Source organism: Lysinibacillus sp. K60, assembly GCF_019731275.1.
Classification (GTDB): domain Bacteria; phylum Bacillota; class Bacilli; order Bacillales_A; family Planococcaceae; genus Lysinibacillus; species Lysinibacillus capsici.
Map to the genome: position 1 here is coordinate 215,332 of NZ_JAASJR010000003.1, position 21,645 is coordinate 236,976.

The 21,645-nt window shown below is 38.7% G+C and carries 22 protein-coding genes; 21 read left to right on the forward strand and 1 reads right to left on the reverse strand.

The window, feature by feature from the left end:
• The first annotated feature begins 21 nt into the window (after positions 1-21).
• The 7 genes from HCH28_RS08405 (at position 22) to HCH28_RS08435 (ending at position 7,468) form a co-directional block, all read left to right on the forward strand.
• Positions 22-1,053 carry a YpbB family protein gene (locus tag HCH28_RS08405; protein WP_221680590.1) on the forward strand — a complete coding sequence of 344 codons (1,032 nt, stop codon included), beginning with the start codon at positions 22-24 and terminating at the stop codon, positions 1,051-1,053.
• Positions 1,054-2,496, forward strand: coding sequence for a RecQ family ATP-dependent DNA helicase (locus HCH28_RS08410; protein WP_221680591.1), 1,443 nt, complete (start codon positions 1,054-1,056; stop codon positions 2,494-2,496).
• An 86-nt stretch (positions 2,497-2,582) separates the two neighbouring features.
• Positions 2,583-3,320 carry a LysM peptidoglycan-binding domain-containing protein gene (locus HCH28_RS08415; protein ID WP_221680592.1) on the forward strand — a complete coding sequence of 246 codons (738 nt, stop codon included), beginning with the start codon at positions 2,583-2,585 and terminating at the stop codon, positions 3,318-3,320.
• 144 nt (positions 3,321-3,464) lie between these two features.
• Positions 3,465-4,223 (forward strand): metallophosphoesterase, encoded by a 759-nt coding sequence (locus tag HCH28_RS08420; RefSeq protein WP_221680593.1) that lies wholly within the window; start codon positions 3,465-3,467, stop codon positions 4,221-4,223.
• Positions 4,224-4,336: 113 nt separating this feature from the next.
• On the forward strand, positions 4,337-5,302 hold the full coding sequence (locus HCH28_RS08425) for a YpdA family putative bacillithiol disulfide reductase (protein ID WP_221680594.1): 966 nt from the start codon (positions 4,337-4,339) through the stop codon (positions 5,300-5,302).
• Between the two features lie 58 nt (positions 5,303-5,360).
• On the forward strand, positions 5,361-5,921 hold the full coding sequence (locus HCH28_RS08430) for a glycerol-3-phosphate acyltransferase (protein WP_221680595.1): 561 nt from the start codon (positions 5,361-5,363) through the stop codon (positions 5,919-5,921).
• 5 nt (positions 5,922-5,926) lie between these two features.
• Positions 5,927-7,468, forward strand: coding sequence for an aminotransferase class V-fold PLP-dependent enzyme (locus HCH28_RS08435; protein ID WP_221680596.1), 1,542 nt, complete (start codon positions 5,927-5,929; stop codon positions 7,466-7,468).
• Between the two features lie 9 nt (positions 7,469-7,477).
• Here HCH28_RS08435 and HCH28_RS08440 read toward each other — a convergent pair whose 3' ends face one another.
• The gene (locus tag HCH28_RS08440) at positions 7,478-8,446 is read right to left on the reverse strand and encodes an asparaginase (RefSeq protein WP_221680597.1); all 969 of its coding nucleotides are present in this window, start codon (positions 8,444-8,446) and stop codon (positions 7,478-7,480) included.
• 83 nt (positions 8,447-8,529) lie between these two features.
• On the opposite strand from HCH28_RS08440, the gene prsW reads away from it, so the two are divergent.
• The 14 genes from prsW (at position 8,530) to mtrB (ending at position 21,552) form a co-directional block, all read left to right on the forward strand.
• Positions 8,530-9,204, forward strand: a complete 675-nt coding sequence (gene prsW, locus HCH28_RS08445; protein ID WP_004232588.1) for a glutamic-type intramembrane protease PrsW — start codon at positions 8,530-8,532, stop codon at positions 9,202-9,204.
• A gap of 98 nt (positions 9,205-9,302) precedes the next feature.
• Entirely contained in the window at positions 9,303-10,118 is an 816-nt protein-coding gene (sleB, locus tag HCH28_RS08450; RefSeq protein WP_004232594.1) for a spore cortex-lytic enzyme, read from the forward strand.
• A 15-nt stretch (positions 10,119-10,133) separates the two neighbouring features.
• Entirely contained in the window at positions 10,134-11,417 is a 1,284-nt protein-coding gene (locus HCH28_RS08455; protein WP_004232596.1) for a PepSY1/2 domain-containing protein, read from the forward strand.
• Positions 11,418-11,531: 114 nt separating this feature from the next.
• Positions 11,532-12,191 (forward strand): flagellar brake protein, encoded by a 660-nt coding sequence (locus tag HCH28_RS08460; RefSeq protein ID WP_066037612.1) that lies wholly within the window; start codon positions 11,532-11,534, stop codon positions 12,189-12,191.
• A gap of 95 nt (positions 12,192-12,286) precedes the next feature.
• Complete coding sequence (gene cmk, locus HCH28_RS08465) at positions 12,287-12,961, forward strand: (d)CMP kinase (RefSeq protein ID WP_004232599.1); 675 nt, start codon at positions 12,287-12,289, stop codon at positions 12,959-12,961.
• 102 nt (positions 12,962-13,063) lie between these two features.
• Entirely contained in the window at positions 13,064-14,200 is a 1,137-nt protein-coding gene (gene rpsA, locus HCH28_RS08470) for a 30S ribosomal protein S1 (protein WP_048389803.1), read from the forward strand.
• A gap of 560 nt (positions 14,201-14,760) precedes the next feature.
• The gene (der, locus tag HCH28_RS08475) at positions 14,761-16,071 is read left to right on the forward strand and encodes a ribosome biogenesis GTPase Der (RefSeq protein ID WP_004232601.1); all 1,311 of its coding nucleotides are present in this window, start codon (positions 14,761-14,763) and stop codon (positions 16,069-16,071) included.
• Positions 16,072-16,181: 110 nt separating this feature from the next.
• Positions 16,182-17,198, forward strand: coding sequence for an NAD(P)H-dependent glycerol-3-phosphate dehydrogenase (locus tag HCH28_RS08480; protein ID WP_009370805.1), 1,017 nt, complete (start codon positions 16,182-16,184; stop codon positions 17,196-17,198).
• 223 nt (positions 17,199-17,421) lie between these two features.
• Positions 17,422-17,634 carry a DUF2768 domain-containing protein gene (locus tag HCH28_RS08485; RefSeq protein WP_004232605.1) on the forward strand — a complete coding sequence of 71 codons (213 nt, stop codon included), beginning with the start codon at positions 17,422-17,424 and terminating at the stop codon, positions 17,632-17,634.
• A gap of 22 nt (positions 17,635-17,656) precedes the next feature.
• Positions 17,657-18,439 (forward strand): hypothetical protein, encoded by a 783-nt coding sequence (locus HCH28_RS08490; protein ID WP_221680598.1) that lies wholly within the window; start codon positions 17,657-17,659, stop codon positions 18,437-18,439.
• A 92-nt stretch (positions 18,440-18,531) separates the two neighbouring features.
• A complete protein-coding gene (gene spoIVA / locus HCH28_RS08495; RefSeq protein ID WP_004232609.1) occupies positions 18,532-20,010 on the forward strand; it encodes a stage IV sporulation protein A in 1,479 nt (492 codons plus the stop codon).
• A 198-nt stretch (positions 20,011-20,208) separates the two neighbouring features.
• A complete protein-coding gene (locus tag HCH28_RS08500) occupies positions 20,209-20,481 on the forward strand; it encodes an HU family DNA-binding protein (protein ID WP_004232618.1) in 273 nt (90 codons plus the stop codon).
• 220 nt (positions 20,482-20,701) lie between these two features.
• The gene (folE, locus tag HCH28_RS08505) at positions 20,702-21,271 is read left to right on the forward strand and encodes a GTP cyclohydrolase I FolE (RefSeq protein WP_009370809.1); all 570 of its coding nucleotides are present in this window, start codon (positions 20,702-20,704) and stop codon (positions 21,269-21,271) included.
• Between the two features lie 62 nt (positions 21,272-21,333).
• Positions 21,334-21,552: a trp RNA-binding attenuation protein MtrB gene (gene mtrB / locus HCH28_RS08510; protein ID WP_004232621.1), complete on the forward strand. Its 219-nt coding sequence runs from the start codon at positions 21,334-21,336 to the stop codon at positions 21,550-21,552.
• Positions 21,553-21,645 lie beyond the last annotated feature (93 nt).

Consider the following 21,645-nt stretch of genomic DNA (forward strand, 5'->3'; position numbering starts at 1 on the left):
AAATTGGAGGAATTTGCGTCAATGTTTCATCAAATTTTATTGCAAATCTTTCAAAAACTCAATAAAGAGCGGACGATTTCGGCTGCCTATCATGTCCTAAGAGGGAAGCGTTCAGGCCAGACGATTCAAGATATTGGCCTTTTTCAACTGCATCAATATTTTGGCCTATTGCCAAAACTATCTCGTACTACATTTGATGAAGCTGTAAACTTATTTGTGCAGAATAGTTGGTTAAATGTGCAGGAATCTGGTCATTTTTACATGGAAACGCTAGGATTACAACATGCACAACAAACGCCACCCTTTTTCTTTGATGGTTGGCACTATCGGGGAAATGAGCATGTGTTTTTTTCGAGGCTCTCTCTCATTGTACAAAGTTTGTCACATCAAGCTGCAGCTGTTCGTACCTTTTCACCGATTAGTAGAGATACAATGATTCAAGCGTGGGTGCGAACTTTTTTACAGGCACATCACTATAAGGAAGGTCATTTACAGCAGCAATTATTGGCAGAATGTAATCATTTGCTAACTATTCTCCCTGTGTCAGATGCAAGCAAACAGCTTGTTCTGTATCGTTTAAGTGGTTATCAATTACCAGGATGGACATGGCAACAACTTGCAGATGAACGGAAGGAAACTGTAATGGATAGTCAATTAGCTTTTATTGAAACCCTACATATATTATTAAATGAAGTGCATCCAAAAATCGATGATTACCCATTACTAGGGCATGTGGCAGAAGGATTAAAAGTTAAAATATTGCTAACAGATTCTGCACAACAAACCGCACAATTATATGAACAAGGTTATTCGATGGAGCAAATTGTTCATGTGAGAAAACTAAAGCAAAGTACAATTGAGGATCATTTTGTGGAATTAGCTATGTATGAACCGAACTTTTCTATTGGCCCATTCGTCTCCTATGATGAAGCTCAAAAAGTGTGGCAGGCATCGAAGCAGTATCAAACAAAAAAATTGAAAATATTACATGAAGCTTTAAACGATATGAGCTATTTTCAATTAAGGCTTGTCCTTGCGAAAGGAGAAGTATAAATGGAACTTGAACAATTATTGTATAAGCATTTTGGTTATTCATCATTTCGACCAGGACAGAAAGAAGTCATTGAGGCCTTACTGCAAGAACAAGATGTTATTGCGTTATTGCCAACGGGAATGGGAAAATCACTCTGCTACCAGCTACCAGCCTATACACTAGATAAGCCTGTACTAATTGTTTCACCATTACTCTCATTAATGCAGGATCAAGTAGAAGAGCTGAAGCGTTTTGGGGAAAAAAGGGTGGTAGCTTTAAATTCCTTTTTATCGCTAACAGAGAAACGTTATGTATTACATTATTTAGAGCAATATCGTTTTATTTTTACTTCCCCAGAGATGCTGCTCCAGCAACAGGTACAAGAGAAACTGACGCAGATGAAGCTAGGTTTAATCGTAGTAGATGAGGCACATTGTATCTCACAATGGGGCTTTGATTTTCGACCAGATTATTTACGAATAGGTGACTGGCTATCGAGAGAAAATCGTCCGCCAATTTTGGCATTATCTGCTACAGCAACAAAGAAGGTTGTTCGAGATATATGGGAAACTCTATCTCTCAAAGCTCCATTCGAGTTTATGTATAATGTTGACCGCCCGAATATTCATCTTGGTCGTGTAGTAGTGGAGGATAAGGCTGATAAAGCTAGATGGCTCATGCGCCATGTTACGGAAACGGCAGGACCTGGTATTTTATATGTTTCCTCACGTAAACGGGCGCAACAATATAGCGAAGCCTTATTACAAGCGGGCGTTCGTGTTGCTGCGTATCATGCTGGCTATGGGGTGGAGGACCGTCAATTTATTCAACAGCAATTTATAGCTGGTGAACTTGATTGGATTGTTGCAACAAATGCTTTTGGCATGGGCATTAATAAGCTTGATATACGGCAGGTCATTCATGAATCAATGCCTGCCAATATAGCGAATTATATGCAGGAAATTGGACGTGCAGGACGGGATGGTCATTCTGCACTTGCTATTTTACTGTATGCTGAAGGTGATGAGGAGCTGGCTAAATTTGTTGTGACAGGCGATTTACCAACTTTACATCATGTTGACCGCTATCAGGAGCTGCTATCTCAGCAAATACAGCCAATCCAAATGCTGAAAAATGGGGAGTTAAGTGAGACAGCCTTCCGTGTGTTAGACTATTGGCTGCAGCGAGAGTCTTCGGAACAAGTGAAGGTCCGATTAAATCATTTAGCACTAGAGAAATACAATGCAGTGAATGAAATGCTTCAAATCATACAGACAAAAGACTGTATTCGTGAACATTTAGTCGGGTATTTTGGGCAAAAATTGCAGAAAAAGCCGGAAAACTGTTGTGAAAATTGTGGAATCCATTATGATGTAATCAAGAAAGTACGCTTAAAAGAGAAAAAAAAAGTAGAAATGGCAACGTGGGAAAGTCGATTGCAACAACTATTAATGGGTAATTAGACTAAAACTGACGGTCATTTACTTTTTTCTTAAAATTCGTCATAATAGAGATGATAGAAAGCGTAGTAAGGTTGGGGGAAAGGCGAATGAATAAAGAAGATTATCGCGATAAAATAGAAGAGCATCGTCAATCATTTGAAGATGAGCAAAAAGAACAGCAATCCTTATCAAGAGTTTCCAGAATGAATAAAAACGGTAATAAAGACAAAAAGCCCAAAAATTCGAAACGTAAGACACCGTTAATGACGATTCTTTTTGTTATTTTTATCTTGATACCATTAACAATTCTTATTTATTTTTGGAAATTTTATGAACCTGGAAAAACAATTGAACAAGCCGAAAAGGATACAGCTGAACAGGTTGTCGAATTAGATCCTTCAGAAGCATCTGCGTCAGATAAAGATAAGGATAAAGATGATAAGGGTCAAGACGCTCAGGGGGATAAGAAGGCTCAAGAGCAATCTCAAAAAGATGCTGATAAATTAGCAGCGGAGCAAAAAGCTGCTGAAGAAGCGAAAAAGGCTCAAGAGGCGAAAAAGGCAGAGGAAGCAAAAAAAGCCGAAGAAGCTCGAAAAGCTGAAGAAGCAAGAATAGCTCAACAACAAGCAGAGGCAGCAAGAAAAGCAGAAGAGGCTAGAAAAGCGGAAGAAGCAAAACAAAATGCTAAAGCAACGACACATACTGTAAAAGCAAATGAGAACTTATACCGAATTGCATTAAATCACTATGGCGATGGCAGTGAAGCGACTTTAGCTAAAATTCGTGCTGCTAATGGGATGTCCTCTAATACTGTAATGGTGGGGCAAGTCATTAAGTTACCTTAATAGAATTTTTCTTTCGTTATATAGTTTTTCTAGTATAAAATTACAGACAAACGTTCACACCAAAACGTAAGTCTGATTTAGCAAAAAGGCGATTCGTTTTTTAAGAAGAATCGCCTTTTTGCTGTCGTAAGGAGAAGTGAGAAAATGCTATACTTAGGGCTATTTCTTTTGGTAGTCATCGCCCTTCTACTTTATATGTGGAAGGTGGCACATGAAAATAATGTATTGTCTCACCAGCTTTCATTACAGGGTGAACAGGAGAAGGTACGATTATTTTTTATTTCAGATGTTCATTTACGTAAAATAAGTAAGAAAATGATTGCACAGTTACAGGGACATCATTTTGATGCAGTAATTATTGGCGGTGATTTTGCGGATAGCCGTACACCGATTGATCGCATTCATGGAAATTTAACATTATTAACGTCCCTTGGACCAACCTATTTTATTTGGGGCAATAATGACAGAGAAATTGGGGAAGAAAGACTGAAGGACATTTTACAGGCATACCATGTTCAAATTATTGTCAATGATGCCGTACAACTGCCGCTTAAAAATAGCTTTTGGTTAAGTGCCATTGAGGATACAACCGTAAAAGAATATAGTTTTGAAAAAGCTTTTGCAAAGATAGGAGATCAGGATTTCGTTGTTTTCATCGCTCATAATCCAGAGGTTTTTGCGAAAGTTCGGGCTAAGTTCCGTGCGGATCTAATGATGGGGGGACATTTACACGGAGGGCAAATCCGATTCGGCCCATATGGTGTCCATCCAAATGGTTCCTATCGTCAGCGTGATGGTGTCATGACATTAGTAAGCAATGGCTATGGGACGACATTAGTACCTTTTCGATTTGGTGCAAAGCCCCAATGTCATATAATTGATATTGATATTTCGAGTAAATAAACAACCAAAACGTGTGAGAAAGCGTATAATAAAAAGGTATCGTCTATTCTATGATAATATGAAAGCATGGAGCAGCAATTTTTGCTGTTCAAATTCGATTGGAGTGTCAAGAAATGCAGCAAGCAGATGCAATTATTGTTGGAGGAGGCCCATGCGGCTTAGCAGCAGCAATAGCTTTGCAAAATATTGGTTTACAACCTATTGTGATTGAAAAAGGAAATATCGTCAATGCCATCTATCATTATCCTACACATCAAACATTTTTTAGTACGAGTGAACGGTTAGCCATTGGTGATGTACCATTTATTATTGAAGGACGTAAGCCGAAACGCAATCAAGCCCTTGTCTACTATCGAGAGGTCGTCCGTTTAAAAAATATACAAGTTAATCGCTTCGAAAAAGTACAAAGTGTTGTAAAAAATAATGATTTGTTCACTGTTACCTCCGATAAGGAAACGTATGAAACGCCCTATGTTGTCATTGCAACAGGTTATTATGATCATCCAAATTATTTAAATATCCATGGTGAGCAGTTGCCTAAAGTTTTCCATTACTTTAAGGAGGGCCATGAATTTTTTGATACGGATGTTCTAGTTATAGGTGGCAAAAATTCAGCGATTGATGCCGCGTTAGAATTAAATAAAGCGGGTGCTCGTGTAACCGTAGCCTATCGTGGTAGCGAATACTCTTCAAGCATCAAGCCATGGGTATTGCCCGAATTTGAAGGGGTAGTCAAAACTGGAGAAGTTGACATGCTTTTTAATACAAATGTATTGGAAATACGAGAGCATGAAGTTGTTTTAGAAGTAGAGGGCCAAGAGAAAGTAGTAAAAAATGATTTCGTTTTTGCTATGACTGGCTATCATCCTGACCACTCCTTTATCAAAGCGATGGGAGTGGAGATAGAGGAAGAAACGGGTCGCCCTTATGTTACGCCTGAAACAATGGAAACCAATGTTGAAGGACTATTCATTGCAGGTGTTATTGCTGCAGGAAATAATGCCAATGAAATTTTTATTGAAAATGGTCGTTTCCATGGCGAATGTATCGCCCGAATTATTGAGCAGAGAAAAAAATAATGATCGAGGCTGTATAGGCATGTAGCTTATACAGCCTTTTTAGCAAGGAGGCAACTCAATGATGGGCTTGTATTGGCTCTTGAGTTATTTAATAGGAAACATCTTGACGGCTTATTTCGTTGGTAAGATATACGGTGTCAATTTGCAGGAAGAGCGGAGCAAAAATTTAGGCGCACGTAATGCAGGAAGTGTGATTGGGAAAACAGCGTTTATTTTGACGCTTCTTGGCGATTCATTAAAAGGTGTACTTGTTGTCGGATTAGGACGCATGTGGCAACTGGATGAATGGGTCGTTATTGGCGGAGCTGCATGGGTGATCATAGGGCATCTATTTCCTATCTGGCTGAAATGGAATGGAGGGAAAGGTGTAGCTACTTTTATTGGTGTGGGTCTTGCCTTATCGCCAAGTCTTTTTTTATGGATGATCATTGGTACAGCACTTATATCTGCATTTACTAGAAGTCTGACACTTGGCATGGTTGGTGGCTTTGTTTTTTATATAGCCGCAATTATACAAGCAGGGAAATTAGAGCCATATGTACTTTTAATCATGGCCATCGTGTGTATGCTTATTAAGCATATGTCTAATATTCAGGAATCATTGAAAAGAGGGAAGTGAAGGAAATGTATTGGTGTAAAATTGCCAAGACAAATGAGGAATTTGAGGCGATTGCTCGATTGAATTATGAAACATTTGTAGAAGAAATTCCTCAGCATGAGGTAAATGCATCGCGAAAAAAAGTTGACCGATTTCATCAGGAGAATACCTATGTCGTTGTTTATAAGCAAACAGAATTAATTGGCATGGTGGCGTTTAGAGATCAACGACCATTTTCTATTGATGAAAAGATTGGTAAGGTCGAGCAGTATTTATCGAAGGAAAATTGTGAGAAGCTTTGTGAAATTCGTTTGCTTTCCGTGAAGAAAGGTTATCGAACGGGTCGAGTTCTATTGAAGCTTACTCAGGCCTTAACTACATTCGCCTACGAAAAAGGCTATTCTGCGGCAGTGATTTCAGGTACAACGAGAGAGGAAAAACTATATAAGCAGATGGGTTTTAAGCAGTTTGCGCCAGCTGTCGGGGAAGAGGGTGCGATGTTTTTACCGATGGTGCTCACTAGGCATGAATTTGAACAATCATTACAACATAGACTAACGACGGAACCCTCTACATTTTATCCTGGACCAGTGAAGCAATTAGAGACAATTGCTTATTCAGATTTATCACATCGTTCATTAGCTTTTTATGCGCTTTATGAACGCGTGCAGAAGAAGTTGCTGCAATTATCGAAGGCCAATCATGTTGGTGTAATTGTAGGGACGGGAACGCTAGCAAATGAAGTGATGCTTGCACAACTAAAGGCACAGCAATTAGGAAAAGGGCTTATTCTAACAAATGGAGAATTCGGTGAGCGTTTACGGAAGCAAGCCGCTCGTTGGTCATTACAGTTTGAGGTGGTAGAAAAAGAGTGGGGAACGGTATTTGATGACAAAGAACTGGCTTCAAAGCTTGAGAAGGGGTCTTATCAGTGGATGTTGGCAGTGCATGGTGAGACTTCCACGGGAACTTGTAATAACTTAGATATTCTTAAAAAGCTTGCTAAACAATACAATGTAAAGTTATGTATAGATTGTATTAGTTCGTTCGGTGCCATGCCGTTTTCTTTACAGGACTGCTATTTAGCTACGGCTGTGAGTGGTAAGGCCATTGGTGCATTAAGTGGGCTAGCATTTGTATTTTCGCAATCACTTGCACCCTCATCCGCCGCTCTACCTGCTTATCTTGATTTAGCAAATTATCAGCAAGATGCCATACCATTTACATTACCTGCTGTATTACTGAGCAATGTGGAGACGGCATTGCAAGCCTATCCAGCACGTTATGAGCAGCTACAGCAACGCTTTCAATCGCTACTGCAGCTACCAATCATGCAATTTCAATATCCAACAATTCAATATCCGATGCTGATAACGGTTCAATTGCCTAATACTTATGCTAACCTACTTATGGATTTAGCATTAAATGGACTATTCGTTCATGGTGAAAGCCAGTATTTACGTCAAAAGAATTTCATTCAATTTTCTGTGATACAACCAGATTTTGATGAAGCTTTTGCTCGACTTAGCAAGATACTGAGCTATTATGAACAGGTGATCGAGGTGTGAGGAAAAATATTACAGGAAAAAGTCCTTTAAATTTAAAGGCGAGCCAGTTGTGTTAAGGCCTATTAATAATTTTAAACGTGCCTTTTGGCCATTAATACCTGTGGCGAATATGGCGCCTAAGTCTTCTAGCATTTTACCACCACCCACATAGCCATAAACACCTTCTGCAATTCCATTAAAGCAGCGGGAAACAAGTACAACTGGGATGTCTCGCTGTATAAGGCTTTCAATTCCCTTTACAACAGATGGTGGGACATTCCCTTGACCTAGTCCTTCTAGCACAACACCATCATATTTACATGCAAGCACGACATCCAATAAATCTTCTTCCATACCAGCATACACTTTTAGCATGGCGACACGCTTGGATAAATTGTTAACATCTACATATTGTCGACGAATTGGTGCGTGATGGAATAAGATTCGGGATTTAGTAATAAGTCCAATCGGTCCATATTGTGGAGATTGGAAAGTATTCACTGAACTTGTGCTTGTTTTTGTTGTATTTACAGCAAGATGAACCTCATCATTCATCACAACAAGCACACCTTTATCACGTGCTTCTTCATCAACAGCTACTCGGACTGCCTCCACTAAATTATAAATCCCATCTGCTCCAAGTTCGTTAGATGAACGCATAGCTCCTGTTAGCACAATAGGAATGGCTAAATTCGTTGTTAGCTCTAAGAAATAGGCGGTTTCTTCCAATGTATCTGTACCGTGTGTGATGACCACACCGTCAATTGGCTGTGCGTCAATTTGTTCCAAAATCAAATTACGTAATAAAAGCATCTCTTTCGGTGTAATATGTGGAGAAGGAAGGTTAAAAGCTTCTATTTCTATAATGCTTGCTAGTGAAGCCAGTTTATTACTTTCCATCATTAGAGGATTTTCCTTATTTGGCATGACCGCTCCTTCAGCACTCATTGCCATGGAGATTGTGCCGCCAGTATGAATTAATAAAATTGTTTTTTTCATAAAAAATAAATCTCCTTTTAAAAAGTTTTTTTGTCATTACATGGTATAATAATAGCAGTCTATTGTTGAAAGGAGCCGGCATCATGATCATTTTATTATCTGCTGCCATTGCTCCCGGTCTAGCGCTTTTTAGTTATTTCTATTTGCGCAATCAGATGGCTACGGAGCCAAGAAGAACTTTACTACAAACGTTTTTATACGGCGCATTTTTAACGTTCCCAATCATGTTTTTACAGTATGTATTAACAGAGGAAGGGGTTTTTCGATATCTTTATCTTCAAGACGTACTATTTTCAAGTGTCATTGAAGAATTTTTTAAATGGTTTGTGCTATTAATTGCCATCTATAATCATATAGAATTTGATGACCCTTACGATGGTATATTGTATGGGGCAAGCATTTCGCTCGGCTTTGCAACGATTGAAAATGTTCTTTATCTACTTTCATTTGGCTTAGACACGGCATTTATGCGAGCCTTATTACCAGTATCAAGTCATGCTTTGTTCGGTGTCGTAATGGGCTATTATTATGGACGGGCTAAGTTTTCGAAACTTGTTAAGACAAAAGAAATGATTGCTATGGCGCTTTGTGCACCAGTCGTACTTCACATTCTATACAATACAATATTATCATTCAAAGGTCACTGGGTTTATTTAATGATTCCTTTTATGTTGTTTTTATGGTGGTTTGGCTTGCGCAAAGTGAAGCTTGCACATTATCATCTGGTGCAGCATTTGCATATGCAAAAGAAAATATAAAGCGTAGAAATCGTCAAAGATTTCTACGCTTTATTTCATTTTTATCATGTATAAATTACTCCTTTTGTTTCAAGCTATAAAAAAAAGGAGTGATAAAAGTGCGTTTAGTAAGCATACTTTTTGCTTTGATATTAGGAATTAGTATAATTGCGATTCCTCAAAATGATGCCAATGCATTTAGCGATCAGCAAATTACTCGGGGTGCCTATGGAGATGATGTCGTTGAATTGCAAGCGAGGCTACAATACTTAGGTTTTTATAAGAGTAAAATTGATGGAAAATTTGGCTACAACACATACTGGGCTTTACGTAATTTCCAAGAAAATTATGGGTTACCAGTAGATGGAATTGCAGGCGCTAAGACAAAGAAAGCATTAACGGGCAATTCAGATTATGATGAAAAATGGGTGAAAGCTCAATTAAATGCAGGGAATCAATTTACTTATTATGGTGGGAAGCCACTTGATCAGCAAGTGAAAAAGAATACTAGTGGTGGCACTAGCAATAGTAGTGGAAGTAGTAATAATAATGGAACACAGACACAAGTTCCTCCCAAATATACAGAGCGTGATTTACAACTAATGGCGAATGCGGTATATGGAGAGGCAAGGGGAGAACCATATGAAGGACAAGTAGCAGTTGCTGCAGTTATTTTGAATCGTTTGGAAAGCCCAGATTTCCCGAATACTATTTCAGGGATCATTTTCCAACCGTTAGCATTTACGGCCGTTGCAGATGGACAAATTTGGCTTGAGCCAAATGAGCGAGCAAAAGAAGCGGTTATTGATGCCATGAACGGCTGGGACCCTTCAGAAAATGCATTGTATTATTTCAATCCAAAAACTGCAACGAGCAAATGGATTTGGTCACGTCCACAAATCAAACAAATTGGAGAGCATATTTTCTGTTCATAGAAAGGAGGAACCTAGATGAAAACTTGGCTCGTGGTCTTAACGATTGCCGTTATTGGGTTAGGGGCTTACAGCATTGATTTGCATGGAGATAAAGAAGATTTACAACGTACCGTGCTAGCACAATATACAGATAAGTTAACGGATGCATCTGAAAAACTTTCCCATCTTCAACGCTCGGTATCACAATCCCTGTTGTTTCAAGATGAGCAGGCGATTCACAATGAACTAGATTCGGTTTGGCGTTTAAGCTCAGAAGTTCGTTCTTCTATTGCGAATATTCCAATAGGACAAGAGCTATCAAGCGAATGGATGAACTATCTAGGTCGACTTGGCGATGAAGCAAAAAGGACAGCGAAAACAGGGGATTATGAAGCTTGGCGTGAAAAAATGCCCCAGGTTTCAACAAATTTACAATCTCTTTCCGATGAATGGACAGCTGCAACCGTCGATTTCTATAAGCATGATGGAAAAATGGATGTTTGGCTACAGCAAGTGGACAATAAAAATCCAAATAGCCAATTTGATACTGTAAAAGATACATTAAAGGGCTACGGCGAAAAGGATTTCCCGTTAACTTTATCTGAATCTGATTGGCAGAAAAAAATTGAGTTAAAAGCATTACAGGATGCGGTTATTACCGAAAAAGAAGCACTAGAAAAAGTGAAATACTTATTCCCAGTCATTAAAGATGCTACATTTACAGTTACAAAAAGTAGTGATACAGCACCATATCCTTTTTATCATATCCAATTCCACCAAGGGATTCGATTAGGGTATGTTGATCTAACAGAAAAGGGTGGACATTTATTATCCTATTTAGTAGAACGTCCTGTGGATGAAGCCAAGTTATCACAAGAGGAAGTTATGAAAAAAGCGCAGGAATATGTGAAGAAATTAGGCATGAAAGATGTAGCCTATGTGGAATCACGCGAAAATCATCAAGCTTGGCATGTGACATTTGCTCGTGTCCATCCTGGAGATAATGCGTTAATCTACGCTGATGGTGTTCAATTGAAAGTAGCGAAAGATACAGGTGAGCTGTTAGGTGCAAATGCAATGGAATATATTCAAGAAGAAAATATTAAAAAGCAAACAGCTAAGCCGATTGATTGGAAAACGTTCTTCCAAGACGATATTCAAGTACAAGAGGTAAAAAATATCTACACAGATAATGGACAATTTGAACAACGTCTTTGCTATGAGGTCATTGCATTGCGTGATGGTAATACGCAGGAAACATTTAGAATTGTAATTGATGCGGAAAACCATAATGTATTAAAAGTGGAATATCTAACTTAATCAATGATGCCTCCGCTCTGTATGAACTTGACATGAAAATACTACCAATTTTTATAGCCAAAATAAGCTTCTCATGAGATAATTAAACTATATTTTTCGCACGGGGAGATGCTCATGGAAATAAAAATTGGTACACAATTACAACTTGAACCAACTTATACAGAACGGTTGGAGAAATTCCGCTGTAAAGTTGTAGAGCAAAAAGATAATATTCTTTATATTGATTATCCGGTTAATATGGTAACAAAGAAAACGGCATTTTTAATAGATGGCTCAGAATTTAGAGCAACTTTTCGTACTGAGGATAAGCAATCCTTTGCCTTTAATACAGAGGTAGTTGGCCGTAAAGCAGGTAATATACCAATGATTATGTTGCATTGTCCAACACCAGAGGAGTTTATAAAAATTCAGCGACGAGAATATGTTCGTGTAGAGACACAAGTAGACGTTGCTATTCAGTTGAAAGACTATAAATATCAACTTGTGACTGTGGATATTAGTGCAGGAGGCCTAGCTGTCATGTTGAAAGGTCAAGTAGCTTTCACTGAGGGTGATGAAGTAAAACTAACCATTGTATTGCCATTTGCCAATGGAGATGTCAAGTATGTCATTACAGAAGCGCTGATCGTACGTATTTTTGAAAAAGAGGATAAACGCATTGCAACAATCCAACTAACAGATACAGATGACGTCGATCAACAGCATATCGTCCGTTTTTGCTTTGAACGTCAATTAGTCAATCGTCGTAAAGAAATGAACCCTTTTAATGTTTAATTTCCTTTATGAATATTTTGATGAAGCCCTCTCCTAGTAGAGGGCTTTTTTGAGGTTATATGATACAATAAGAGGTGCAGAAAGTAGGGAAGAATATGAAGAAAAACATTCAAATTGCGATAGATGGGCCTGCTGGTGCTGGCAAAAGTACAATCGCGAAAATTGTTGCTGAAGCACTTGGCTTTACATACATTGACACAGGCGCAATGTATCGAGCAGTTACGTATAAAGCGATGCAACAAAACATACATTTAGATGATGAAGCAAAATTAGCAGAGATGCTTGAAGTAAGCACAATTGAATTAAAACCGTCACCTCAGGGACAGCTTGTTTTTTTAGATGGTCACAATGTGTCAGCGGAAATACGCTCTAACGAGGTCACTTCATCAGTCTCACAAGTAGCTGCCCATGCGAAGGTTCGTGAACTATTAGTTGCCCAACAGCAAAAACTTGCAGCTAATGGTGGTGTTGTCATGGATGGCCGCGATATTGCTACACATGTCTTAAAGGATGCAGAACTAAAGATTTTCATGTCTGCAACAGTAGAGGAGCGTGCTAGACGACGCTTGATTGATAATCAAAAAAGAGGAATTGACTCCTCTCTTGAAAAACTTCAGGAAGAAATTGCACTACGTGATAAAAAGGATAGCGAGCGTGAAGCATCGCCACTGATTCAAGCTGAAGATGCGATCTTTTTAGATACAACAGCATTGTCCATTGATGATGCAGCACAAGCTATTTTAAAATTAGCAGAAGAAAAAATGCTATAAATCCTAAAATTTCAGACATTTTTTGAATTTAAAGGATTTATTTTTGTCTTTGTCTTCAATATCGAATAAAATAGTAAGGGAAGATGCGAAGGAGGGTTACATATGTCTGAAGAAATGAACTATGCAGAACAAACGTTTAACGAGGGTGATATCGTCAAAGGCATTGCCGCGCAAGTTGATGAAAAGGCAGTATCTGTATCAATTCCAGGTGCACCGTTTGATGGTATTGTACCGATTAGTGAATTATCAAGCTTACACATTGAGAAAGCGTCTGATGTCATCTCAGTTGGAGATGAATTAGAGTTGATGATTACAAAGGTTGAAGAAGAAAACTTTGTCCTATCAAAACGTAAAGTGGATGCTTTAAAAGCATGGGATACACTGGAGCAGCAATTTGCCGCTGAGGAAATTTTTGAAGCGGAAGTAAAGGATATTGTTAAAGGTGGTCTTGTCGTAGATTTAGGTGTACGTGGCTTTGTACCAGCATCGCTTGTAGAGGACTATTTCGTTGATGATTTTGAAGGCTATAAAGGGCAAACATTAAGCTTTAAAATTGTTGAGCTTGATAAGGATAAGAATCGCCTTATTTTATCTCATCGAGCAGTGGTTGAAGCAGAGAAAGCTTCACAAAAGAAAAATGTGATTAATCAAATAAAAGCTGGCGATGTATTGGATGGTAAAGTACAGCGTCTCGCGTCATTTGGTGCATTTATCGACCTAGGTGGTATTGACGGTCTTGTACACATCTCGCAAGTATCACATGAGCATGTGAGTGATGTGAGTGAGGTTTTAGCTGAAGGACAAGATGTAAAAGTAAAAGTTCTATCAGTGGACCCAGAAAATGAACGAATTTCTTTATCTATTAAGGAAACTATTCCTGGACCATGGTCCAATATTGAAGAACGTGCCGCAAAAGGCACTATTTTAGACGGTAGAGTGAAGCGACTTACTTCATTTGGCGCATTTGTGGAAGTATTCCCAGGCGTGGAGGGTTTAGTGCATATATCGCAAATTGCGCATAAGCACATTAACACGCCTCATGAAGCATTGAAAGAGGGACAAGAAGTACAGGTGAAGGTCCTTGATGTCAATGCTGACGAAGGCCGTCTAGCCCTAAGTATTAAAGAATTACTAGAAAATCCAGAAGCAGAAGAAGTAATCGACTATGAATTACCTGAAGAGAATACAGGCTTCTCATTCGGTGATGTCATTGGCGATAAACTAAAAAACTTTAAATAATGTATACAGCGAGGATGCATAAAGGTATCCTCGCTATTTTTGTGGTTGATAGGATTATGAAAGTGAAGGATTTTAAGAAGAGGATAAAATCTTTGAAATGAAGGATAAAACTCTAAAAGTAGCAGATAAGAATCCTAAAGTGAAGGATAGCAATTAAGAAATGGATAAAATCATTGAAATGAAGGATAAAACTCTAAAAGTAGCGGATAAGAATCTAGAAGTGAAGGATAGCATTTAAGAAGAGGATTAAATCTTTGAATTAAAGGATACAACTCTAAAAGTAGCGGATAAGAATCTTAAAGTGAAGGATAGCGACTAAGAAATGTGAAATATTTGAATTAAAGGATAAGATTTTAGCAGCAGCGGGTAAGATTTTCAAAATAAAGGATAGTTAATTAAAAAGGCGATAAAATCTTTATGACATCTGATAGCACGCTTAAAAAATGAGGTAACACCGTTTATCACCATACATAGCATTCTACATTATGGATATGATATGATATAATGGCATTTTTCGTGTATAATAGCGAAAGACAAGAAGTTGGAAGGATGAAGTACAGATGACGAAACCAGTAGTAGCCATCGTAGGTCGTCCGAACGTAGGTAAGTCGACGATTTTTAATCGTATCGTTGGAGAACGCGTTTCGATTGTGGAGGATATCCCAGGCGTAACACGGGACCGTATTTATAGTTCGGCAGAGTGGTTAACACACGATTTTAATATTATTGATACAGGTGGCATTGAAATAGGGGACGAGCCGTTTTTAGAACAGATTCGTCAACAAGCTGAAATTGCCATTGATGAAGCGGACGTTATTATTTTCATGACAAATGGTCGTGAAGGGGTAACGGCAGCAGATGAGCAAGTTGCTAAAATTCTATACAAAACAAAAAAACCAGTCGTATTAGCGGTTAATAAAATTGATAATCCTGATATGCGTGAAATGATTTATGATTTTTATGCACTTGGCTTCGGTGAACCTTGGCCAATCTCAGGTTCCCACGGTTTAGGTTTAGGGGATTTATTGGACGAATGTGCAAAACATTTCCCGAAAGAAGATGAAGAGCAATATGGTGATGATGTCATTAAATTCTCTTTAATTGGTCGTCCGAATGTTGGAAAATCCTCTTTAGTGAATGCTTTCCTAGGGCAAGAACGTGTTATTGTTAGTAATATTGCAGGGACAACACGTGATGCGATTGATACGCCTTATGCATATGATGGACAGGAATATGTCATTATTGATACGGCGGGTATGCGTAAAAAAGGAAAGATCTATGAAACAACCGAGAAATATTCTGTGTTACGTGCGCTACGTGCTATTGAACGCTCAGACGTTGTTTTAGTAGTGCTGAATGCAGAAGAAGGTATTCAAGAGCAAGATAAAAAAATCGCTGGCTATGCACATGAGGCTGGAAAAGCTGTGATCATTGTTGTGAATAAATGGGATGCCATTGAAAAAGATGAAAAAACAATGAATGTCTTTACACAGCAAATTCGTGAGCATTTCCTATTTTTAGATTATGCCCCAATTATTTTTGTATCGGCGAATACAAAACAGCGTGTGCATCAAATTTTACCGATTATCCAACGTGTCAGCGAGAATCATGCGATGCGTATTCAGTCCTCTATTTTAAATGAAGTGATTGAGGACTCAGTGGCTCGTAATCCTGCACCGACAGATAAAGGTCGTCGTTTACGTATTTACTATGCTACTCAGGTAGCGATTAAGCCACCAACATTCGTTATTTTTGTGAATGAACCTGAGCTTATGCATTTCTCATACGAACGCTTCTTAGAAAATCGTATTCGCGAAACATTTGACTTTGAAGGGACGCCAATTCGTTTAATTACACGTGCGCGTGCTTAAGGCAATAGCTATACACATACAATACGCCAACCCGACATTATTGTTGGGTGGCGTCTTTTTACAAGAAAGAACTTACTTAATAGACAACCCAGCAAAGGGAGGATTTTGTTATGGAAAAAGTTTGTGTGTTAGGGGCAGGCTCATGGGGTACTGCACTGGCAATGGTACTAGCGGAAAATGGACATGATACGCTTGTATGGACACATAGAGCTGAGCAGGCAGAAGAAATCAATCAACTGCATACGAATAAAAAATATTTACCAGAAACCATTCTACCTGTAAATTTACATGCGACGAGTGATATGGCGAAGGTAGCTACTCATGCAGAAACCATTGTTGTGGCTGTTCCAACCAAAGCGATTCGTGAAGTATGCGAGAAACTAACGGCTGAATTAACAAAAAAAGTGTTGTTTGTCCATGTTTCGAAAGGAATTGAGCCTGACTCATTAAAACGAATATCTGAAATTTTAGCAGAGAGCTTACCAGCTATGTATGTGGAAGAAATTGTTGTTCTTTCTGGGCCAAGTCATGCAGAAGAAGTGGTGCTGCATCATCCTACTACGGTTACGGCAGCTTGTGCCAATATTGATGCTGCTGAAAAGGTACAGGATTTATTTATGAATCAGTTCTTTCGCGTCTATACAAATGAAGATATCATTGGTGTGGAAATAGGAGGAGCGTTGAAAAACGTTATCGCTTTAGCGGCAGGTATTACTGATGGCTTAAATTATGGAGACAATGCGAAAGCAGCACTTATCACGCGAGGTCTTGCAGAAATTTCACGGTTAGGTGTAAAAATGGGTGGTAATCCATTTACGTTCTCAGGGCTTACAGGTATGGGGGATTTAATTGTAACCTGTACAAGTGTTCACTCGCGGAACTGGCGTGCAGGAAATATGTTAGGGCAAGGTATGAAGCTACAAGAAGTGCTGGATCAAATGGGCATGGTCGTTGAAGGTGTCCGTACTACGAAGGCAGCCTATCAATTAGCAGAGAAATATGGTGTCGCCATGCCGATTTCCACAGAGCTCTATAGTGTGCTATTTAATGATGTTGAACCGAAAGTGGCAGTAGATGCCTTAATGATGCGTATGAAAAAACGAGAAATAGACGATATGAAGCATTAATATTAATTTTTTGATTAGACTTGTCATAAAATGGACATAAATAAGGTGTCTCAACGAATCTGTTGAGACGCCTTATTGTGTGCCACTAGTTGAATAGAAATACATGCTAAAAGAGTTGTCCATTTCTTGATAGTTATAGGACAACTATTTCTTTTTAGCAAAAGCACATAGTATAATATACTTTGATTGTGTCTTGACATTCAAAGAAAGGTGGTTTTTTGAAATGGGCCCGTTAGCTCATATGCCTGCGCTTGATGTAATGTGGGTGTCGTTTTATTGCATCGCATTTATGATTATATCAGTCGGCTTAATTTATTTAGCGCGAAATAAGATTTCAAATGTATTTTTACGAACAGTCGTAAATTTATGTGCATACATACTGTTTGGACTTGGCACATTTTTAATGGTACTTGTAGTTGCCACTTGGCCAGCATAAAAAATAATGAGGTGTCAGTAACATGAAAAAACTAAGTGCTTTGCTGTTGGTATTTGCAACCGCCATACTGTTAGTAGGATGTGCGTACCCAGAAGACGAAAAAAGGGCTAAGGTCACACCTGATGTCGATCAACTAGCTGCAGTTCAACGTGCCGTGGATGAATATCGTGAAACAACAGGTGGACTAGTACCAATTAAAAATAGCGAGCTAGATACGGATATCTATATCAAATATTTAATCGATTTTGAAAAACTTATGCCGAAGTATTTGGCGACAATCCCTGGAAATGCCTATGAAAAAGGTGGTATATATCAATATATCATTTGGGACCCTGAAAATGAGGCAACCGTCAAATTAGTAGATTTAAATGCGGCAGAGCGTATACGTGAAATAGGTATTCGTAAACTATCTACACAGTATTTACCAATAAAAGGGTCAATTTCAGATAATGTTTATCAGATCAACTATAAAGATTTGGGTTATAAAACAGAGGTAACTGTAAAAAGTCCCTATTCTGGCGTCGAGTTACCACTTTTCATGACTGGTGATGGTGAATTACATGTAGACTATGCTGTGGATTTAGGACAGCTATTAAAAGAAGATAAGCCAAATGTAAAGCCAGGCGATGATATTCGCCAACTGCTTGTCGACAAATTTCCAGTGGTCCCTGCCTATTCTATTCCCTATACAGTGGACGAGAATGGAGAGCCTATCTATGATATGAAAACATATAATGCGGATGTCAAAAAGGCGAAAGAACAACAAAAACAAGAGGCAGAAGCCGCCGAGAAAAAAGAAAAATAGCAAACAAGCTCCTTACATTTGTGAGGGGCTTTTTCATATTTGTCTACAGGCTCGCATATAGTGAAAAAGCGTAGATAAAGGAGGCAGAAACCTTGAGTGAAGCAGTATTTAGAGAAATTGCAGAGCGCACAAATGGCGATGTTTATATTGGTGTTGTCGGTCCAGTACGTGTAGGTAAATCAACATTTGTAAAAAAGGTAATGGAATCAGTCGTGTTACCAAACATTGTGGATGAAACGGAAAGAATGCGAGCACAAGATGAGTTGCCACAAAGTTCTCCGGGGCCAGTCATTATGACTGCTGAGCCGAAGTTTGTGCCTGCCCAAGCAACCCGTATTGTGGTCGGTGACGATGAAATGCCATTTCAAATTCGATTAGCAGATTGTGTGGGTTATATTATTGATGGGACAAAAGGCTATGAAGATGAAAATGGACCTAAATTTGTTCATACTCCTTGGCATACGGAGCCAATTCCATTTCAGGAAGCCGCTAAAATTGGCACAGATAAGGTGATTCGCGATCATGCGAATATTGGTATTGTCGTAACGACTGATGGTACAGTGAACGGAATCAGTCGACGAGCAGCAGAGAAGGCAGAAGAGGAAATTGTAGAGCAATTAAAAGAAATCGGCAAACCATTTGTCATCTTACTCAATTGCCAAATGCCTGCGAGAGAAGAAACGGTTCAGCTTCGAAATGAATTGTTTGAACGTTACAATGTACCTGTTATTGCAATGTCCATTGATCAAATGAGAGAAGCGGATATTCAATATATTTTACAAGAGGCGTTATTTGAATTCCCAATTCGTACCATTGAAGTGGAAAAACCAGACTGGCTGGATGTATTAGATGCTACACATCCATTAAATGTTGCATTGATTGATTCGATGGAGGAAGTCCTATCTTCTGTGATGAAAATTCGAGATGTGCAACAGGCGTCAGATGCCTTCAAAGCGATTGACTTTATTGACCAAAGTGAGGTTGTTCATGTAGATGCAGGTGTAGGAACAGCTGTAATCCGGGTATCCCTACAGGGTGAATTGTATAAATCAGTTTGTAATGAATGGCTAGAAGAACCAATTGAAACGAAAAAAGATTGGTTACTCTTTATCAAAGAGGCGGCAGAGGCAAAAGAGGCCCAAAAACGCTTTAAAAGTGCTATTCACGATGCTGATACGACAGGATATGGGGTGACATTGCCAATGATGCAGGAATTTGAGCCAACAGCCCCAGAGCTCATTAAACAGAATAATTTCTTTGGTGTACGAATGAAGGCAAAAGCACCATCCTATCATATTATCCGGGTTGATATGGAGTCAGAATTTGCACCGTTAATTGGCTCAGAGTTCCATAGTCAGCAACTTTTAAAAGATTTAAATCATGCTTATTTACATGATCGTGATGCCTTATGGAATACACAATTATTTGGCACACCATTGCACGAAGTATTAAAAGAGGGAATTCGCTATAAAATGGATGCAGTTCCACATACTGCTAAAAAACGTATGCGTCAGACGATTGAACGTATGGTTAATGAAGGGGATCGTGGTTTAGTAACATTTATTTTATAGTGATAAAATTCAGAAAAAATGCAAAAAATATACGCAGGGCTTTTCGTTTTTATGCGAAAAGTCCTTTTATTTTTGTTTTTTGGGTGAAAAACTGATTTTTTGGTTATAATCATGTATGAATACAGTTGCGTAGCGGTTTTCTATGTGTTACTCTTTTTACAGAATTGGTTCATGACCCTTTGAGAGGAGGTGAATGGTGTGAATAAAACAGAATTAGTAAACTCTGTTGCTGAAGCTGCAGGTCTTTCTAAGAAAGACGCTTCTAAAGCAGTTGAAGCTGTATTTGATACAATTCAAGATGCTCTTGCAAAGGGTGACAAAGTACAATTAATTGGTTTTGGTAACTTTGAAGTACGTGAACGTGCGGCTCGTAAAGGTCGTAACCCACAAACTGGTAAAGAAATCGAAATCGCTGCTAGCAAGGTGCCTGCTTTCAAACCAGGTAAAGCGCTTAAAGACGCGGTAAAATAATACACGTCTAGTAGTTACATAGAGCAGTCTTCATGTTAACGAACATGAAGACTGCTCTTTTTAGCTTCAAAATTTGTATTTTACATAATAATATACAGTGATTTGCTTATCTAGAAGCGAATTTCTGATGAATCAGGTAAGTCATTTTGCGCTTACCTTTTGGATGTGCTACGATGCATAGGGAAATGTGTAATGTTTTGATATGCAGGAGGTTTTTTTGATGTCGAATATTGATTTATTGAAAATAGAGGAAGCGGTAAAAATGATTTTAGAAGCGGTAGGTGAAGATGTTAATCGTGAAGGTTTATTGGATACGCCGAAGCGTGTAGCAAAAATGTATGCAGAAATGTTCAGCGGCTTGCATGAGGATGCTAAAGATTACTTTAAAACGGTGTTTCATGAAGATCATGAAGAACTGGTGCTTGTCAAAGATATACCTTTTTATTCGATGTGTGAGCATCATCTAGTACCTTTCTATGGCAAAGCACATGTTGCATACATACCAAATGACGGCGTTGTTGCAGGACTGAGTAAGTTAGGACGTGCAGTGGAGACGATTGCCCGCAGACCACAACTACAAGAGCGTATTACCTCTTCAGTAGCGGACACAATTATGGAGATGCTTTCGCCAAAAGGTGTTTATGTTGTGATCGAGGCAGAGCATATGTGTATGACAATGCGTGGATTGAAAAAACCTGGTTCCAAAACGGTGACATCTGTTGCACGTGGTATTTATGAGGAAGATGAAGTGAAACGTAGAGAAGTGCTGTCATTTATTCAAATGTCTTAAATTGCGTGTCTAATTATGTTATGATGAACTAAGAATTTGTCGGATTTAAGGAGTGTACAAAGATGTCACAAGATTATATTGTTATTCAAGCAGAAGAAGATGGTGTACATGTCATTGGATTAACACGTGGAACAGATACGAAATTCCATCATTCAGAGAAATTAGATGCCGGCGAAGTAATGATTGCTCAATTTACAGAACACACATCTGCAATGAAAATACGCGGTAAAGCGCAAATTCATACAGCACATGGCGTGATTAATAGCGAAGCGAAAAAATAAGAGACTTTGTTTCTGACGATAGGTTTTAATGCTGTTCAACGTTCTACAGCACATATAAAAACACTAGATGTGAAAAACTGAGTATAAGGTCTA

Bases quoted from the DNA above. Each gene is read 5' to 3' on its own strand.
- HCH28_RS08485 (WP_004232605.1), top strand. From the start codon at position 17,422: ATGGGCCCGTTAGCTCATATGCCTGCGCTTGATGTAATGTGGGTGTCG.
- der (WP_004232601.1), top strand. From the start codon at position 14,761: ATGACGAAACCAGTAGTAGCCATCGTAGGTCGTCCGAACGTAGGTAAG.
- cmk (WP_004232599.1), top strand. From the start codon at position 12,287: ATGAAGAAAAACATTCAAATTGCGATAGATGGGCCTGCTGGTGCTGGC.
- HCH28_RS08435 (WP_221680596.1), top strand. From the start codon at position 5,927: ATGTATTGGTGTAAAATTGCCAAGACAAATGAGGAATTTGAGGCGATT.
- prsW (WP_004232588.1), top strand. From the start codon at position 8,530: ATGATCATTTTATTATCTGCTGCCATTGCTCCCGGTCTAGCGCTTTTT.
- HCH28_RS08490 (WP_221680598.1), top strand. From the start codon at position 17,657: ATGAAAAAACTAAGTGCTTTGCTGTTGGTATTTGCAACCGCCATACTG.
- HCH28_RS08425 (WP_221680594.1), top strand. From the start codon at position 4,337: ATGCAGCAAGCAGATGCAATTATTGTTGGAGGAGGCCCATGCGGCTTA.
- HCH28_RS08410 (WP_221680591.1), top strand. From the start codon at position 1,054: ATGGAACTTGAACAATTATTGTATAAGCATTTTGGTTATTCATCATTT.
- folE (WP_009370809.1), top strand. From the start codon at position 20,702: ATGTCGAATATTGATTTATTGAAAATAGAGGAAGCGGTAAAAATGATT.
- HCH28_RS08420 (WP_221680593.1), top strand. From the start codon at position 3,465: ATGCTATACTTAGGGCTATTTCTTTTGGTAGTCATCGCCCTTCTACTT.
- HCH28_RS08415 (WP_221680592.1), top strand. From the start codon at position 2,583: ATGAATAAAGAAGATTATCGCGATAAAATAGAAGAGCATCGTCAATCA.
- HCH28_RS08460 (WP_066037612.1), top strand. From the start codon at position 11,532: ATGGAAATAAAAATTGGTACACAATTACAACTTGAACCAACTTATACA.
- HCH28_RS08480 (WP_009370805.1), top strand. From the start codon at position 16,182: ATGGAAAAAGTTTGTGTGTTAGGGGCAGGCTCATGGGGTACTGCACTG.
- HCH28_RS08455 (WP_004232596.1), top strand. From the start codon at position 10,134: ATGAAAACTTGGCTCGTGGTCTTAACGATTGCCGTTATTGGGTTAGGG.
- mtrB (WP_004232621.1), top strand. From the start codon at position 21,334: ATGTCACAAGATTATATTGTTATTCAAGCAGAAGAAGATGGTGTACAT.
- HCH28_RS08440 (WP_221680597.1), bottom strand. From the start codon at position 8,446: ATGAAAAAAACAATTTTATTAATTCATACTGGCGGCACAATCTCCATG.
- HCH28_RS08405 (WP_221680590.1), top strand. From the start codon at position 22: ATGTTTCATCAAATTTTATTGCAAATCTTTCAAAAACTCAATAAAGAG.
- HCH28_RS08430 (WP_221680595.1), top strand. From the start codon at position 5,361: ATGATGGGCTTGTATTGGCTCTTGAGTTATTTAATAGGAAACATCTTG.
- rpsA (WP_048389803.1), top strand. From the start codon at position 13,064: ATGTCTGAAGAAATGAACTATGCAGAACAAACGTTTAACGAGGGTGAT.